This window comes from Variovorax sp. Soil_C_17 (assembly GCF_057657265.1).
Genome location: NZ_JBDGIT010000016.1, coordinates 13,035 through 27,185, shown reverse-complemented (window position 1 = coordinate 27,185; position 14,151 = coordinate 13,035). Strand labels below are relative to the sequence as shown.

Below are 14,151 nucleotides of genomic sequence, written 5' to 3'. Positions count from 1 at the left end.
CTTCCCGCCCCAAGGAGGACCGCATGCCCCGCGTACGTTCAGACGACTATGAATCCAAGAGCCAGGCCATCATGGACTGCGCTGCCGCCCTTTTTGCCAAGGAGGGTTACCCCGCGGCCAAGATGCAGGATGTGGCCAAGGCATGCGGAGCGACCAAGTCGATGCTCTACCACTACTTCCCGGCGAAGGACGATCTGCTGTTTGCGATGCTGCAGGAGCATCTGCAGCGGCTGATCGCAGCGCTGGAGGAAGCGCTGAGCGGCAAGGGCAAGCCGGGCGAGCGCATGCAACGGCTGGTCCAGGCCTACATGCAGAAGTCGGTGCAGTCGCGCCGCCGTCACATGGTCGCGATGAGCGATGTGAAGTTTCTTCCCAAGGCAAAGCAGGCGCCGCTCATTGTGCTGCAGCGCCAGCTGGCCGATCTCATTGCGGGCCTGTTGCGGGAGTTGAACCCCCATCTGGCCGACAACCTCTACAAGCCCTACACCATGATGCTGGTGGGCATGCTCAACTGGACCGACTTCTGGTATACGTCCACCGGTCCGGTGAAACCCCAGGAACTGTGCGACCGCATGGCACGCCTGTTTCTCAACGGCTTCCTGGCAGAGAAGGGTTGAGATGACGGGGGCGCTCGCCGCGCCCTGCCGGTTCTCACTGCACCAGCTTATAGGTCGAGGTGGCCGGATCGGCCTTGAGCAGGAACAGCTTGGGCGCGGCCAGATGGTTTGTCGCCGAGAAGCTGATCGGCGTCATGGCACCCGTTTCCAGCTTGCTGATCTTTGCAAGTTCAGCATTGGTGCAGTCCCAGGTCAGCCCCTTGCCGCATCGCTCCATCGCCGTGAACAGCGCACGCGCCGCCGCGTAGCCGGTGAAAGAGTAGCGGTTCACGCGCGTGCGCTCCTCCGCGGAAAGATGCCGGTCCAGCTTCTCCATGAAGCCCTTTGCCTCCGGAGAACTCTCCAGGTAGACGTAGTCCACCGTGTATACGTTTTCACCGGCCGACCCCATCATCTTGGCGCTGGCGGGCACGCGCGAAACGTAGGTCACGCCCACCGGTATCTTGTGACCGATGCGCTCGAGCTCCTTGACCATGGTGACGTTCTCGCCAAGCACACCGCCCGCCATCAACGCTTCGGCGCCGGCCTGCTTGACCTTGAGGATCTCCGACGAGAAGTCCGACTGGCCCTTCTTGAAGATCTGGCTGGAAACCACCTCCAGCTTCTTCTCCTTGGCCGCACGCTCGAACCCGTCGCGCACGTTCTCGCCGTAATCGTCGTCCTGCGAGATCAGTGCCCATTTCTTGCCGGGGTAGCGCTCCGCCATCTGGACCACCAGGCCGTAGACCGCTTCGCGCATGTCGTAGCCCACGGCGAACACGTTCTTGATGGTCGGCTTGTAGAGCCCTTCGTAGGTGGTGATGGGTGCCATGGCGGGAACGCCGGCCTGCTTGAAGAGTGACATCGCGGCCTGGGCCTGGGCCGTGCCAGAGATCGAGGTGAACGCGAAAACCTTGTCGCTGTTCAGGAGCTTGCGAACGCCCTGGATCGTGCGCGAAGGCACATAGCCGTCGTCCTCGGAGACCAGGCGCAGCTTGCGACCATGGATGCCGCCGTTGGCATTGGCCTCGGCGACTGCGACCTTCACGCCCAGATTGTGTGCGACGCCCAACATGGCGGGCGGACCGGTCAGCGGCAGGATGTCGCCGATGATGATCTCGTTGTCCGTCATGCCCTGCTGCTGCGCCAAGGCAGGCGCGGCGACGCCGGCGGCCAGCAGGCTGGCGGCAGCAAGCCGCAAGAGTTTGTGCTTCATGGATGTCTCCTGATAGTTGTGGCAATCAGCCGTTGAGAAAACTCGCACGATTCAGTAGCGCAGCGGCCAGAACACCCACGCATGGCGCAGGTCGTGCCACATGCCGCGCAGGCCGCGCGGATCGAAGCGCAGGAAGGCGACGATGGCCAGGCCATAGAGAATGGTCTTGATCTCGTGCGCACTGGTCGTCATCAGCTCAGCCAGGCGACCGCCGAGGCTGGCCATCAGCGCCGAGAACACCTCGGGCATGCTGACGATGAAAATGGCGCCCAGCACCGCTCCGAGCACGGAGCCGATGCCGCCGACGATGATCACCGCCAGCGCTTCGATGCTCAGCAGGAAGGGGTAGCCCTCCACCGAGACGATGCTCATGTACATGCCCATCAGCGCCCCGGCCACGCCTGTGAGCGCCGCGCTGACGAGAAAGGCCAGCAGCTTGTGGCGCACCAGGTTGATGCCCATGGTGCGCGCAGCGATGTCGTTGTCGCGAATGGCCACCAAGGCCCGGCCTACATAGGAGCGCCGCAGGTTCAACACCACCATGACCGCCAGCACGCACATCGCCATGCAAAACCAGTAGAAGGCTCTGTCGCTGGACAGGTCCATGCCGAGCATCACCGGCCGCTCTACCGCGATCCCGCTGCCAGCTCCGGTGAACTTGCCGCCCGCCAGGATGCCGGCGCTCACGATGTGCGCAAACGCCAGCGTCGTGATGGCAAGGTAGAGCCCATGCAGTCGCAGCGAGGGAATGCCCACGATCAACCCGAAGGCTGCCGGCACGACCGCCGACATCACAAGCGCCAGTTCGGGCGGCAGGCCCAGCCGCGTGACGCCGATCGCATAGGCGTAGCCGCCGAGCATGAGAAAGCCGACGTGGCCCAGCGAGATCAGCCCGGTGAAACCGGTGAGCACCATCAAGCCCAGTGCGCCCACGATCGTGAACAGGATCACCGTCATGTGCGACAGCACGTAGTGGCTTATGACGAATGGCGCCCCGATCAGCGCGACCAGCAAGACCGCCACCCAGATTTTCACCGCAGGCGAATCCGTCAGGACCACCAGGTCGCTGTACTTTTGTTTGAAGAAGCCGCTGCGCATCAGACCCTCTCAATTCTTTTTTCGCCGAACAGACCGAAGGGCCGAACCATCAGGACCACAAGGATCAGGACGAAGCCGGCGATCTCCTTGAGCGTGCTGGGCAGGTAGCCGCCCACGAGGTTTTCCAGCACGCCGATCACCAGGCCGCTGACTCCCGAGCCCAGGATGGCATCGAAGCCACCGAGCACCGTGGCGGGAAACGCCTTCAGTCCAAGTTCGAAGATGGTGGGCGCCAGGCCGTAGATGACCGCGAAGAACGCGCCCGCAAGCCCGGCAAGCCCGGACGCTGCCGCCCACGCCACCGCCTGCACGCGGGCCGTGGACACGCCCATGAGGCGCGCCGTCTTCTCGTCCGCCGCCACCGCGCGCATGGCCACTCCGAAGCGGCTGCGGCTCAGGAAGAACCAGAGGCCCGCCAGCGCCAGCAGCAACACGGCGATTACTGCGATCTGGCTCACGCGCATGCCGATCCCGCCCAGATGCACGATGGTGTCAGCGCCCGCCACCGCGAACTTCTGCGGCGAGGCACCCCAGATCAGGGTCACCAGGGAACGCAGCATCACGGAGAGTCCCACAGTCACCAGCACGACGGACAGCACCGACTCGCCGAGCATGGGGCGCATGACGAGCCGCTCGCATATCAGGCCCAGAAGAGCGCCCACCACCACCGCCACGAGTACCGTCAGCACGGCGCCGGTGCCCAGTGTGACGGCGATCGACCAGGAGGTGTAGGCGGTGAGCATGCCCATTTCGCCCTGTGCGAAGTTGACGATGCCGGTGGCCTTGTAGATCACCGCGAAACCCATGGCGACCAGACCGTAGATGGCGCCGATCGCCAAGCCCGAGACGATCAGTTCGATGAAATAGCTCATGACGCCTGCCCGTAGATCTGTTCGAGCTCGCGCGCGAACTTCTTGTTGATGAGGCCGCGGCGGACCTTCTGCGTGGCCGTGATTTCGCCGTCGTCGTGGTCCAGCTCTTTTTCGAGGAGCACGAACCTGCGGATGTTTTCCACCCGTGCAAAACGCGAGTTCACCTCGTCGACCACCCCCTGAATGAGGGCCATGACCTCTGGCAGGAGCGTCACCGACTTGAACGTGGTGTATTGCAGGTCACGCTCGGCGGCCCACCTGCCCACGCTGTCGAAGTCGATCTGGATCAGTCCCCCCAGGAACTTGCGGCCCTCCCCCACCACGATGGCCTCGCGGATGTACGGGCTGTCCTTCAATGCGTTCTCGATCTCCGAGGGCGCGATGTTCTTGCCGCCGCTGGTGATGATGATGGCCTTCTTGCGGTCCACCACGGCGACCTCGTCCTCTCCGCGCAGTTCCACGATGTCGCCCGAGGCGAGCCATCCATCGGCCTGCAGGATCTCGCTTGTGCCCTTGTCGTCGAACAGGTAGCCCTTGAACACACCGGGCGAGCGCAGGAACACCTCGCCGTCGGCGCCGAGCTTCCATTCGGTGCCCGGCATCGCGGGGCCGCAGCTGCCATTCAGGAAGGGGCGTCCCGGCACCTGCACGAACCCCAGTCCGCACGACTCCGTGAGCCCGTAGCCTTGGCCAACCGGTACGCCGATGATGTCGAAGAAGCGCAGGGTCTCGGGCGACACCGACGCCCCGCCGCACATGCGGGTATGGGTACGGTTTAATCCCATGTGGCGCTGCATGTTGCGAAACAGCGCGACGTACCAGAAGCCGAATTCCAGCCGATCACCCAGCGCCGTGAGCCGCCCCTTGACCGCACGACGATCGGACAGCACCCGCCCTCGCTGCATGCCAACGCGGTAGACCCAACGAGACAGACGGGTGCTGTCCTTCATCTTGAACTCGAAGCCCTGCTGCAGCTTCTCCCAGATGCGCGGCACGCCAAGAAAGAAGGTCGGAGCGATCTCGCGGATGTTGGTGGCCACCGTGTCCACGGACTCGGCAAAGTTCACGCAACCGCCCGAGATCAGGTGCTGCACCGTGGAGTAGGCGCGCTCCGCCACGTGACACAACGGCAGGTAGCACACCGACTCGAACGGCTGGTCGTGCATCTGCCGCGCCGCGCGGTAGGCGTAGGTGCCATAGATGAAGTTGCGGTGCGTGAGCATCGCGCCCTTGGGCGGCCCGGTGGTCCCCGAGGTGTAGACCAAGATGTTGACGTCGTCCGGCACCAGAGCGTCGATGCTGGCATCCAGGCGCTTTTCCGCCACGGCGTCCTCGGCGGCGAGTTGGTCACCCAGCGCCATCAGGTGGGCGAAGCTGTGCGGCCGGCTAGGCTCGTAGCGGCGCAGGCCCTTCATGTCGACGCAAAAGAGATGCTTCAGATGCGGCAAGCCGGCTTCGCTGGCCATCGCGTCGAGCACTTTGTCGGTTTGTTCCTGGTCGCCGGTGATCGCCACCTTCGCCTGACAGTGGCCTGCGATGTACAGCACCTCGGCCCCGGGGATTGGTGGGATAGATACCCACCACCTGCACACCGATCATCTGGGCGCCCAGGTCGGCGTAGAACCACTCCGGAAGTCCTTCGGCCGCGATGATGATGCGGTCGCCGCGGCGCAGGCCGAGCTTCATCAGGCCCATCGCCGTGCGGCGCGCGTCGCGGTAGTAGTCGGCCCAGGTGCGCGTGCGCCAGATGCCGTTGACCTTCTCGCGCAGCGCCACCTGCGCGCCGCGCTCCAGGGCTCGCGCGCGCAGCAAGGCCGGCAGCGTGCCTTCGCCGCAAATCAATTGCTCGTGCTCAAACATGGCTGCCCTCCTCGCCGAGGTAGGCCGCCAGGACGGCCGGATTCGCGGCCACTTCGGCCGGCGTTCCCTGTGCGATCAGGCAACCGAAATCCAGCACGTACACACGGTCCGACAGGTCCATCACCACTTGCATGTCATGTTCGATCATCAGCACCGCGACGCCGAATTCATCGCGGATGTCCAGGGTGAAGCGAGCAATGTCTTCTTTCTCTTCACGGTTCATGCCCGCCACGATTTCGTCGAGCAGCAACAGGCTGGGCTCGCAGGCCAGCGCGCGGCCCAACTCGACGCGCTTTTGCTGGCCATAGGCCAACTGGCTCACCGGCTTGTCGCGCAGCTCTTCGATCTCCAGAAACTCGATGATCTGTTCGACCTTTTCGCGCGCGGCGATCTCCTCGCGCCGGGGGCGGCCCCAGAATGCGAGCGACTCCAGCACGGAATAGTTGAAGTGGATGTGGCGCCCGACCAGCAGGTTTTCGATCACGCTGCCTTGACGGAATAGCGCCAGGTTCTGAAAAGTGCGGCCGATGCCCAGGCGGGCGAACTCGGAAGACTTGAGCTTCGCCGTGTCCTGCCCCTTGAAGAGGATCTGCCCCTCGCTGGGCGGCAAGACGCCGCTGACGAGGTTGAAGGTGGTGGTCTTGCCGGCGCCATTGGGGCCGATCAGACTCACGATCTCGCCCGGCATCACCTTCAGGCGGACTGCGTTCACGGCCTTGACGCCGCCGAATCGCTTGGAGATGCCGACGGCTTCCAGGACCGGGATTTGCGCGGATGTGCTCATGACAGCCACCTCTTGCGGCGCTTGTAGTGCTTGACGTCTTTCATGCTGGTGCGTCCGGGCCGCGAGCTCAGGCCAAGGTAGAACTCGCGCACGTCGGCGTTGCGGCGTAGTTGCTCGCTGGTGCCATCCAGCACGATGCGACCGTTCTCCATGATGTAGGCGTAGTCGGCGATGGCCAGGGCCCGGTTGGCGTTTTGCTCGACCAGCAGGATCGTCAGGCCGGTGGTGTCACGCAGCTTCTGGATACTGTGGAAGATCTCGCTGACGATCAGCGGCGCCAGACCCAGCGAAGGCTCGTCGAGTGCCAGCACGCGCGGCCGACTCATGAGCGCACGTCCGATGGCCACCATCTGCTGTTCACCACCGGACAGGTAACCCGCGACCGTGCCGCGCAGATCGGCCAGCCGGGGAAACAAAGCGAACACTTCGTCGCGTCCACGCGCGAGGCTGGCTGCAGCCTGCAGGTGCGCCCCTGCGACCAGGTTCTCTTCCACCGTCAGCGTGGCGAACAGGCGGCGCCCCTCCGGCACTTGCACCATGCCTTGCTGCACGATGGCCGGCGCCAGCGCCTTTTCGATGGCCTGGCCGTTCAGCAGGATCGAGCCCTTCTCGACCTCGCCGTCTTCGGCATCCAGCACGCCTGACACAGCCTTGAGGACCGTGGACTTGCCCGCGCCGTTGGAGCCCAGCAAGGCCACGATCTGCCCTGGGCGAACTTCCAGCGACACGTCACGTACGGCTTCGATCGCGCCGCCGTAGACCACCTGGATGTTGTGGATGGCAAGCGCGGGCTTCGGTGAATCGCCTGAGGGTTGAGTGATGACCATACGTCGAGAAATTTGTAGCCGGCGCCGCCGACTTCGAGCAAAGGAAAACGGTCTTTTATAGACCGTCCCGTCGGACTGACAATGAACGAATTATGGGAGGCTTCGGCAGCCCTGAGGCTGGGGATTACCCTCGAAGGGACTGTGTTTGCGCGACCGCAATCGCTGCTGCGCTGCTCGGCCTGCCACGCGAGGGCGCCCGCTCGATCAGTCCGCGTTCGTCGGCAGGCAGTCCTGAGTGGCCGTTGCCACATGTCGGCCATGGAGGTCGTGGTAGTGGGCAATGCACAGTCCGCGTCAAAATTGAGCTACCAATCGGACAGATAGGCAAAGCATGCGGCCTGCACGCGCGGCGCATCAGGAAGGCTGTACGGACCCGACCCGCATCCAGTAGCGGAATCGATGGTCTGCCGTAGCTGCGTCCAGTTGGCGTTCTGCGTCCGGAATGCGGAAATCGATGCAGACGTTGACATCGCGCCCATACCCGCCCATCAGCGCAAGTCGGTCGCGCAGCGCCGATGACACCTGCCCCAGGCGAGACAGGCGCTCGGGAACTTCGTCGGTAGGCGCCAGGCTCGGTCGCGCGTGCGCCGGCCCGTCCAGCGGCAACACGCAACTCTCCTGCGCCTGGAGCACCGTGCGCTCACCCTGCGACCCGCGCACTCCCATCGAGTGAAAGCGCTTGCCACGCTGCAGGGGTGACATCGTGTAGTCGACCGGCTTGTCCGGCATCGCGCCCTGCAGGAACGGGAACTGCATCGCCGTGGGTTCGCGCTCATGTGGCGCTTTCAGCAGCGCCGCATGAAACGCCTGCCCCAGCAACCGACCTCCATAGGAGCGGCCGTTCTGGTTTGCGTCGCTGTGGCGGCTGCGCCAGGGCTGCGGCGCGGCAGGTCCAACGCCATCCGCTGCGCCAGCGTGATGGCGCTGTCCGCAGCCGCGTCGTTCATTCCGCGGCCGGCTGGGGCCGGCGGTGGCCGTTCGTGCGCGGCGCGATGCCCGGCTTCAGGCGCCAGTCCGCGCCGAATTCATCGAGCCGGTGCAACGGCATGGGCACTTCTTGGCCGATGCCACGCAGTCGCTGGGAGAACGCATCGATGTAACCGGCGCGCGTGTCGGGTGTGGTGTAGTGGATGGACCACGACGCATGAGGCGCCAGTACTTCGAAGCCCGCGTAGGCCAGCGTGCCATGGAGCAGGTGCCACAGATTCACGTCCAGATGGGCCAGCAGGCCATCGGGCTCGACCATGCCGGGCAGGCACGCGGTGCTGGTGCACACGAGGGCACGACGCCCCTTCATGCCGCCAGCGTCGAAGCGACGGCCCTTGCCGTACACCACGCCATTGACGAACACGCGGTCGAACCAGCCCTTCATGATGGCAGGCACCGAGAACCACCAGAGCGGGAACTGCAAAATCAACAGGTCGCACGCGAGCAGCTTTTCGATCTCCGCCTGGATGTCCGGTGCGAAGGCCTGATGTTCGTGGGCATGCTTCTGCTCACGGTCGTACTGCAGCGCATCAGGGAAACGCCGCTCGCGGAAGTCTTTGGCAGTGGCGACCGGATTGAAGCCCATGGCATAGAGGTCGGACACCACGACTTGGTGTCCCTCCTCCTGCAGCACCTGTATCGAACGGTCCAACAGTCCGCGATTGAAGGATCTCGGTTCCGGGTGGGCGTAGACGATCAGTATGTTCATAGACAAGGGGCTTGCACCGTCCTCTTGATTCGTGGTTGCAGTGAGTCATTGGAAAGTGGTCCCACCGGGCTGCCCGGGCTTACCCGAGCTGCGCGGCAGTGGCGGGCGCCGCCGGCAAGACCGGCAGAAAGTTCTTCAAGGAGACGGATTCGTCGCCCAGCACGGAGGCATCCACCACCACACCTGCGGCGACCAGCCGCTTGGCGAGCATAAAATCGGCCGGCCGGTTCACTGCATCGGCAGCGATCACGACCCCCTTTGACAGATAGAAGGCGATGAATCGCTGCGAGGCGGGATCGCCTCGCAGCACGCAAGCTTCGTGGCCCTGCGACAAGCCGACCATCTGCAACTTGAGGTCGTACTGATCGGACCAGAACCACGGCACTGCGTGATTGGGCTTGGGCTTTCCGCACAACGCCGAGGCCGCGGCCCTGGCCTGCTCCAATGCGTTCGGTACGGACTCCAGGCGAATGTGCCGGTTGTAGAGCGCACTGTGGTGCGCGGTGCAGTCGCCCGCCGCAAAGATGTCGGGGTCGGAGGTTTGCGAGAACTCGTCGACCACGATCCCGCCGTCGATTTCGAGTCCGGCCGCCTGCGCCAGTCCCACGTTGGGGAGCATGCCGATGCCGGCCACCACGATGTCGGCGCCAATGCGCTCGCCCGAAGTACACACCAGCACGGCGATCGCGCCATCGTTCGCCAGTTCCACGCGTTCGACGGACAGCCCGGTGCGCAACTGCACACCCGCCTTGCGATGCACGGCTTCGTAGAAGGCCGCCACCTGCGCACCGGTCACGCGTGCAAGCACACGCGGCAGTGCCTCGATCACCGTGACCTCGGCGCCGAACTTTCGAGCCGACGCCGCCAGCTCGAGCCCGACATAGCCGCCTCCCACAACGGCCAGGCGCGCGCCTTCCTTCAATCCGGCGCGAATCGTATCGGCATCCGTGAGCGTTCGAAGGTAGTGCAGGTTGCGTGGCTTCGCACTTGCGTCCAGTCCAGGCAACACGAGCGTGCGCGGGCGCCCGCCCATGCACAACGCCAACTTCGTGTAAGGCATGACCCGGCCGTCCTGGAGATGGACACGATGACCCGCCCGGTCGATCTGGACCAGCTGCGCGCCCGAATGCACTTGAACCCTGGCCGCCTCGTAGGCCGACGCAGGCCGCAGTGCAAGCGACTCAAAGCTCGCGGCGCCATGCAGGTATGCTTTGGACAGCGGGGGTCGCTGGTACGGCAGCATGGCCTCGTCGCCGATCAAATCGATGCGACCGAGCCAGCCTTGCTGCCGCGCAGCCACCGCCAGCTCGGCACCGGCATGACCGGCACCCACGATCAGAAGAATTTCGTTTTCACGCATGCTGCACCCAAAAAATTTCGGCCATCGTCACCCCGAAAACATCTCGCTCATAGACCGTCACGTCGGTCTAATAATATGCTAGCAGCGAAGTATTGACAAGCTGGGCGCGCATCTGGACGCACCGTTCGCGGGCAGCGCCGCCACTGCATTCACACATCACAGGACCAAGCCATGACACGGGTACGCGCAGACGATTACGACGACAAGCGACAGTCGATCCTGGACCAGGCCGCGGCGCTGTTCGCCCGCAAGGGTTTCGAGGGATCCACCATGATCGAGGTCGCTCAGGCCTGCGGCGCCTCGAAGTCGCACCTCTACCACTACTTCGCACGCAAGGAAGACTTGCTCTTCGAGATCGTGCGCGTGCACATCACGGCGCAACTGGACGAGCTCGAGACTGTTGTGACCCAGTCGCTGCCGGCCGAGGAACGCTTCAACCGCTATGTCGAGACCTTCGTTGCGCGCGGAGCCAACTCGCGCAGCGAACACCTCGTGCTGATGAACGACATCAAGTTCCTGCCTGATGCGCAGCGGCGTGAAGTGCGCAAGCTAGAGAACCGCATCGTGGACCTGCTCGTGGGCGTTTTGCACGAGATCAACCCGGAGCTGATGCCCGCGCGCTCGCCACGCGGTCCCTATGCGATGCTGCTGTTCGGCATGATCATCTGGACCTTCACCTGGTATGAGAAGAGCGGCGCGATACCGCCGAGCGAACTGGCCGCGCGCATCTCGCAGTTGTTCGTGTACGGCTTCAAGGGACAGCGCTTCGTGCCGCCCGCTCAGGCCAAGCGCTGAATGCCCTGATCAATTGCCCTCTTCGTCGGCCTCGCCGACCCAGAACACGCAGTCGCTGGCCGGCGCACGCGCGGTGCGAAAGCTGTTCACCGGTTGCGCGAGGGCGTCGGAAATCACCCGCCGACCACGCCTCTGTCATGCAGACGACCGAACTCGGCGATGTCCACGCCAAGCACCGAGCACAGCACCTGCTCCGTGTCCGCCCCAAGCCGCGGCGCCGGCTGGACTGCACGCCGAGGCACGGCAGAGAAATCGAGCGGCAGCCCCGGCGCGATCAGGGAGCCCACGCCGTGCTGCGCGATCTCGCCGAACATCGGGTTGGCCAATGAACAGGATTCGTCCCCGCTCACGAGCTGGGTCACGGTTTGGTACTTGCCCCAGCAGACGCCGTGGCGATCGAGCTGTGCGGCCACGTCTGCGAACGGCCTGGCACCCATCCAGCGTCCGACCACGGCCGCGATCTCTTCGCGCGCGAGAAAGCGGTTGCCCTCGCGCGCAAGATCGAGCCCGGTGCGCTGCGCGATCGCGGCCATCTCATCCCCCATCGCCAGCGCGTCGCAGAGCGAACGCCATTGCTTTCCTGTGAGGCCGACCACCATCACACGCACGCCGTCCGAGGTCGGGAAGTCATGGCCGAACGCACCGAACAGATGGTTGCCGTGGCGGCCACGTTCTTGCCCCAGTTGCGCCTCCGCCAGAAAGCCCAGGCTGCCCACGGCAGCGAGCGCGACGTCTTCGAGCGCCAACTTCACATGTTGGCCCACGCCTTGGCGCCGCCGATGCCGCTCCGCCGCCAGCAACCCTGCCGCAGCCATCTGGCCGGTGACGAGGTCCCACGCCGGCAGCACATGGTTGACGGCCGTTTCGGCCCCGCCGCTGCCGGTGAGGTACGGCAGGCCCATACGGGGGTTGATCGTGTAATCCACGGCCGAGCCGCCATGGCGGTCGCCCTGCACCGTCAGCTGGATCAAGTCGCTGCGCCGCTCGCGAAGGCTCTCGTGGTCCAGCCAGCCTCGCGGCGGGAAGTTGGTGAGCAGCATCCCCGCATCCTCGCCCGGTGCAGCGATGAGTGCCATGGCGAACTCGCGGCCCTCGGGCGAGCCGAGGTCGAGGGTGACGGACTTCTTGCCCTTGTTGAGCCCGGCCCAGAACAAGCTGGTGCCGTCCTCGGTGACCGGCCAGCGCCGGTAGTCCAGGCCGCCGCCCAGCGCGTCGATACGGATCACCTCGGCGCCCATCTGGGCCAGCGTCATGCCGCCGAGCGGCGCCGCCACGAAGGCGGCGGCCTCGATCACGCGCATGCCCTCCAGCAGGCCAGCGTAGTCCATCGCGTCGCTCCTCAATGCGTGGGAGCCACCGCTCGGGCGGGCGTGGCGTCGGCCAGCGCCTGCTCCAGCAGGCTGCGCGCAATGACCTTGAGTGCCAAGGTCTCTTCCGCGCCCTCGAAGATCGACAGCACGCGCGCGTCGACGAAGTAGCGGCTTACCGGACTCTCTTCCGCATAGCCATTGCCGCCATGCAATTGCAGTGCCTCGCGGGTCACCCATTCGGCCGAGCGGCACGCCAGCAGCTTGACGAGGCTGGCCTCCATGCGGCCGCCGCCTTCATCGAGTGTCCGCGCCACGGCATAGGCCAGCCGCTGGCACGCGGCATAGCGTGCCCCCATGCGCGCCAGCTTGGCGAGCGTCAGCGGACAGTCGAGCAACGGCGCGCCGAAGACCTTGCGATCCTCGGTGTAGCGCAAGGCGGCACGGATGGCAGCGCGCATGACGCCCGAAGCCCGCCCCGCGGTCTGCATGCGCCCGCCCATCATGCCGGCCATCGTGAAATAGAAGCCCTTGCCCAGACCCGCCGCGCCGCCGATCACATGGCTGTCAGGCACGAACAGGTTGTCGAACGACAGCTCGAACGAATGCATCCCGCGATAGCCAATGGTCGCGATGGCCTTGCCCGTCAGGCTCCCGCCACCTTGCGCTTCACTTTGGCGATGGGCGAAAGCATGGTCGTCGTCCGACGGCTTTTCCACCAGCATCAGGCTCAGCCCGCGATGGCCGGCCGAGCGATCGGGGTCGGTGCGCACCACCACCATCAGCAGCCCTGCCTTGCCGGCGAAGGTGCACCAGGTCTTGGCACCGTCCAGGCGCCACCCGCCTTCGACACGCGTGCCGCGCAGCATCAGGCCGGCGACGTCCGAGCCGTAGTCGGGCTCGGTGATCGCAATCGCGCACAGCGGATCACCTGCCGCGATGCGCGGCAGCCAATGGGATTTCTGTTCTTCGGTGCCGCCGGCCATCAATGCGCGGCTCAGGATCTCGGGTCGCGTGATCAGGCTGCCGGCACCCGCCAGCGACGCTTCGGACAGGGCCTCGGTGACCAGCACCATCAGCAGCGTGTCGTCGCGGTCGTTCGGCGCGTGGCCGCCAAAGCGCTCGGGCACCGACAGGCCAAACACACCCATCTCCCGCAGCGGCTGCAGCAGGCTCTCGGGCACCGTGAGGTCGTGGCGGTGCAGTGCTTCCGCCTGCGGCGCCACCACATCGGCGGCAAAGCGGCGGAAGGCATCCTGTGCCATCGCATGTGCCTCGTCGAGCACCACGCCCCCGACCTCGCCATCGGCATCGGCCAACGCCCGGCCGGTTGCCTGCAGCGCGGCCGCACTGCCGGCCGAACGGCGCAAGGCCGCCCACGCGGCATCCGATGCAAAGGCCTGGACCGGCGCGATGTCCAGGCCGAGTTCGAGAAAGAGCATTTCCGTGCGCGCGAGCACCGAACCAATGGCGTCGACGCCGAAGACCAGCGCCAGGCCGGTTTCGAGCGCGTTCGCACCGCTGCCGACGCCCTGGACGGCCGTCTGCGCCGCGAGCAGATCGGCACTGGCCCAGGCCAGTTCATAGCTGGCAACCTGCTGCGCATCGAAACGACGCGCACTGAAGACGCCGTCTTGGGCGCAGGATTGTGCCAGCGCCTGCGTGGCCTGCTCGAACAGCGGGCGCAAGCGCGCCAGCAGCGACGCGCAGGCCTGGATGTCTTGGTTCTCGGCCATGGCG

Annotated in this window: 14 protein-coding genes and 1 pseudogene; 2 read left to right on the top strand and 13 right to left on the bottom strand. The window is 65.3% G+C overall.

From position 1 onward, the window contains the following. Positions 1-23 precede the first annotated feature (23 nt). Positions 24-617 (top strand): TetR/AcrR family transcriptional regulator, encoded by a 594-nt coding sequence (locus AC3A6Y_RS32690; RefSeq protein ID WP_487872377.1) that lies wholly within the window; start codon positions 24-26, stop codon positions 615-617. Positions 618-651: 34 nt separating this feature from the next. Here the strand turns inward: AC3A6Y_RS32690 and AC3A6Y_RS32685 are convergent, their stop codons facing one another. The 11 genes and pseudogenes from AC3A6Y_RS32685 to AC3A6Y_RS32635 all read right to left on the bottom strand — a co-directional run bounded on the left by AC3A6Y_RS32685 (position 652) and on the right by AC3A6Y_RS32635 (position 10,309). Continuing rightward, positions 652-1,812 carry an ABC transporter substrate-binding protein gene (locus AC3A6Y_RS32685; protein WP_487872376.1) on the bottom strand — a complete coding sequence of 387 codons (1,161 nt, stop codon included), beginning with the start codon at positions 1,810-1,812 and terminating at the stop codon, positions 652-654. Between the two features lie 51 nt (positions 1,813-1,863). Further along, positions 1,864-2,910 carry a branched-chain amino acid ABC transporter permease gene (locus AC3A6Y_RS32680; RefSeq protein ID WP_487872375.1) on the bottom strand — a complete coding sequence of 349 codons (1,047 nt, stop codon included), beginning with the start codon at positions 2,908-2,910 and terminating at the stop codon, positions 1,864-1,866. Further along, on the bottom strand, positions 2,910-3,782 hold the full coding sequence (locus AC3A6Y_RS32675; RefSeq protein WP_487872374.1) for a branched-chain amino acid ABC transporter permease: 873 nt from the start codon (positions 3,780-3,782) through the stop codon (positions 2,910-2,912). Before AC3A6Y_RS32675 ends, AC3A6Y_RS32680 begins: the two co-directional genes overlap by 1 nt. Next, positions 3,779-4,384 (bottom strand): hypothetical protein, encoded by a 606-nt coding sequence (locus tag AC3A6Y_RS32670; RefSeq protein ID WP_487872415.1) that lies wholly within the window; start codon positions 4,382-4,384, stop codon positions 3,779-3,781. The genes AC3A6Y_RS32675 and AC3A6Y_RS32670 overlap by 4 nt, the downstream gene beginning before the upstream one ends. After that, a pseudogene (locus AC3A6Y_RS32665) lies at positions 4,367-5,284 on the bottom strand (AMP-binding protein); the annotation flags it as partial. The gene AC3A6Y_RS32670 and the pseudogene AC3A6Y_RS32665, both read right to left, overlap by 18 nt. Continuing rightward, entirely contained in the window at positions 5,169-5,642 is a 474-nt protein-coding gene (locus AC3A6Y_RS32660; protein ID WP_487872373.1) for an AMP-binding protein, read from the bottom strand. The pseudogene AC3A6Y_RS32665 and the gene AC3A6Y_RS32660, both read right to left, overlap by 116 nt. After that, positions 5,635-6,426, bottom strand: a complete 792-nt coding sequence (locus tag AC3A6Y_RS32655; RefSeq protein ID WP_487872372.1) for an ABC transporter ATP-binding protein — start codon at positions 6,424-6,426, stop codon at positions 5,635-5,637. The genes AC3A6Y_RS32660 and AC3A6Y_RS32655 overlap by 8 nt, the downstream gene beginning before the upstream one ends. After that, positions 6,423-7,253, bottom strand: a complete 831-nt coding sequence (locus AC3A6Y_RS32650; protein WP_487872371.1) for an ABC transporter ATP-binding protein — start codon at positions 7,251-7,253, stop codon at positions 6,423-6,425. Before AC3A6Y_RS32650 ends, AC3A6Y_RS32655 begins: the two co-directional genes overlap by 4 nt. A gap of 354 nt (positions 7,254-7,607) precedes the next feature. Then, entirely contained in the window at positions 7,608-8,072 is a 465-nt protein-coding gene (locus AC3A6Y_RS32645; RefSeq protein ID WP_487872370.1) for an acyl-CoA thioesterase domain-containing protein, read from the bottom strand. A 124-nt stretch (positions 8,073-8,196) separates the two neighbouring features. Further along, on the bottom strand, positions 8,197-8,949 hold the full coding sequence (locus AC3A6Y_RS32640; RefSeq protein ID WP_487872369.1) for an NAD(P)H-dependent oxidoreductase: 753 nt from the start codon (positions 8,947-8,949) through the stop codon (positions 8,197-8,199). 79 nt (positions 8,950-9,028) lie between these two features. Next, on the bottom strand, positions 9,029-10,309 hold the full coding sequence (locus AC3A6Y_RS32635) for an NAD(P)/FAD-dependent oxidoreductase (protein WP_487872368.1): 1,281 nt from the start codon (positions 10,307-10,309) through the stop codon (positions 9,029-9,031). A 171-nt stretch (positions 10,310-10,480) separates the two neighbouring features. On the opposite strand from AC3A6Y_RS32635, the gene AC3A6Y_RS32630 reads away from it, so the two are divergent. Beyond that, the gene (locus AC3A6Y_RS32630) at positions 10,481-11,104 is read left to right on the top strand and encodes a TetR/AcrR family transcriptional regulator (protein WP_487872367.1); all 624 of its coding nucleotides are present in this window, start codon (positions 10,481-10,483) and stop codon (positions 11,102-11,104) included. A gap of 113 nt (positions 11,105-11,217) precedes the next feature. Here AC3A6Y_RS32630 and AC3A6Y_RS32625 read toward each other — a convergent pair whose 3' ends face one another. After that, the gene (locus AC3A6Y_RS32625) at positions 11,218-12,432 is read right to left on the bottom strand and encodes a CoA transferase (protein ID WP_487872366.1); all 1,215 of its coding nucleotides are present in this window, start codon (positions 12,430-12,432) and stop codon (positions 11,218-11,220) included. Between the two features lie 11 nt (positions 12,433-12,443). Then, complete coding sequence (locus AC3A6Y_RS32620; RefSeq protein WP_487872365.1) at positions 12,444-14,147, bottom strand: acyl-CoA dehydrogenase family protein; 1,704 nt, start codon at positions 14,145-14,147, stop codon at positions 12,444-12,446. Positions 14,148-14,151 lie beyond the last annotated feature (4 nt).

What these genes read in the sequence shown, in the direction of transcription:
- AC3A6Y_RS32680 (WP_487872375.1), bottom strand. Translation starts at nt 2,910, where the DNA reads ATGCGCAGCGGCTTCTTCAAACAAAAGTACAGCGACCTGGTGGTCCTG.
- AC3A6Y_RS32620 (WP_487872365.1), bottom strand. Translation starts at nt 14,147, where the DNA reads ATGGCCGAGAACCAAGACATCCAGGCCTGCGCGTCGCTGCTGGCGCGC.
- AC3A6Y_RS32690 (WP_487872377.1), top strand. Translation starts at nt 24, where the DNA reads ATGCCCCGCGTACGTTCAGACGACTATGAATCCAAGAGCCAGGCCATC.
- AC3A6Y_RS32655 (WP_487872372.1), bottom strand. Translation starts at nt 6,426, where the DNA reads ATGAGCACATCCGCGCAAATCCCGGTCCTGGAAGCCGTCGGCATCTCC.
- AC3A6Y_RS32640 (WP_487872369.1), bottom strand. Translation starts at nt 8,949, where the DNA reads ATGAACATACTGATCGTCTACGCCCACCCGGAACCGAGATCCTTCAAT.
- AC3A6Y_RS32625 (WP_487872366.1), bottom strand. Translation starts at nt 12,432, where the DNA reads ATGGACTACGCTGGCCTGCTGGAGGGCATGCGCGTGATCGAGGCCGCC.
- AC3A6Y_RS32685 (WP_487872376.1), bottom strand. Translation starts at nt 1,812, where the DNA reads ATGAAGCACAAACTCTTGCGGCTTGCTGCCGCCAGCCTGCTGGCCGCC.
- AC3A6Y_RS32660 (WP_487872373.1), bottom strand. Translation starts at nt 5,642, where the DNA reads ATGTTTGAGCACGAGCAATTGATTTGCGGCGAAGGCACGCTGCCGGCC.
- AC3A6Y_RS32675 (WP_487872374.1), bottom strand. Translation starts at nt 3,782, where the DNA reads ATGAGCTATTTCATCGAACTGATCGTCTCGGGCTTGGCGATCGGCGCC.
- AC3A6Y_RS32630 (WP_487872367.1), top strand. Translation starts at nt 10,481, where the DNA reads ATGACACGGGTACGCGCAGACGATTACGACGACAAGCGACAGTCGATC.
- AC3A6Y_RS32670 (WP_487872415.1), bottom strand. Translation starts at nt 4,384, where the DNA reads ATGCCGGGCACCGAATGGAAGCTCGGCGCCGACGGCGAGGTGTTCCTG.
- AC3A6Y_RS32650 (WP_487872371.1), bottom strand. Translation starts at nt 7,253, where the DNA reads ATGGTCATCACTCAACCCTCAGGCGATTCACCGAAGCCCGCGCTTGCC.
- AC3A6Y_RS32635 (WP_487872368.1), bottom strand. Translation starts at nt 10,309, where the DNA reads ATGCGTGAAAACGAAATTCTTCTGATCGTGGGTGCCGGTCATGCCGGT.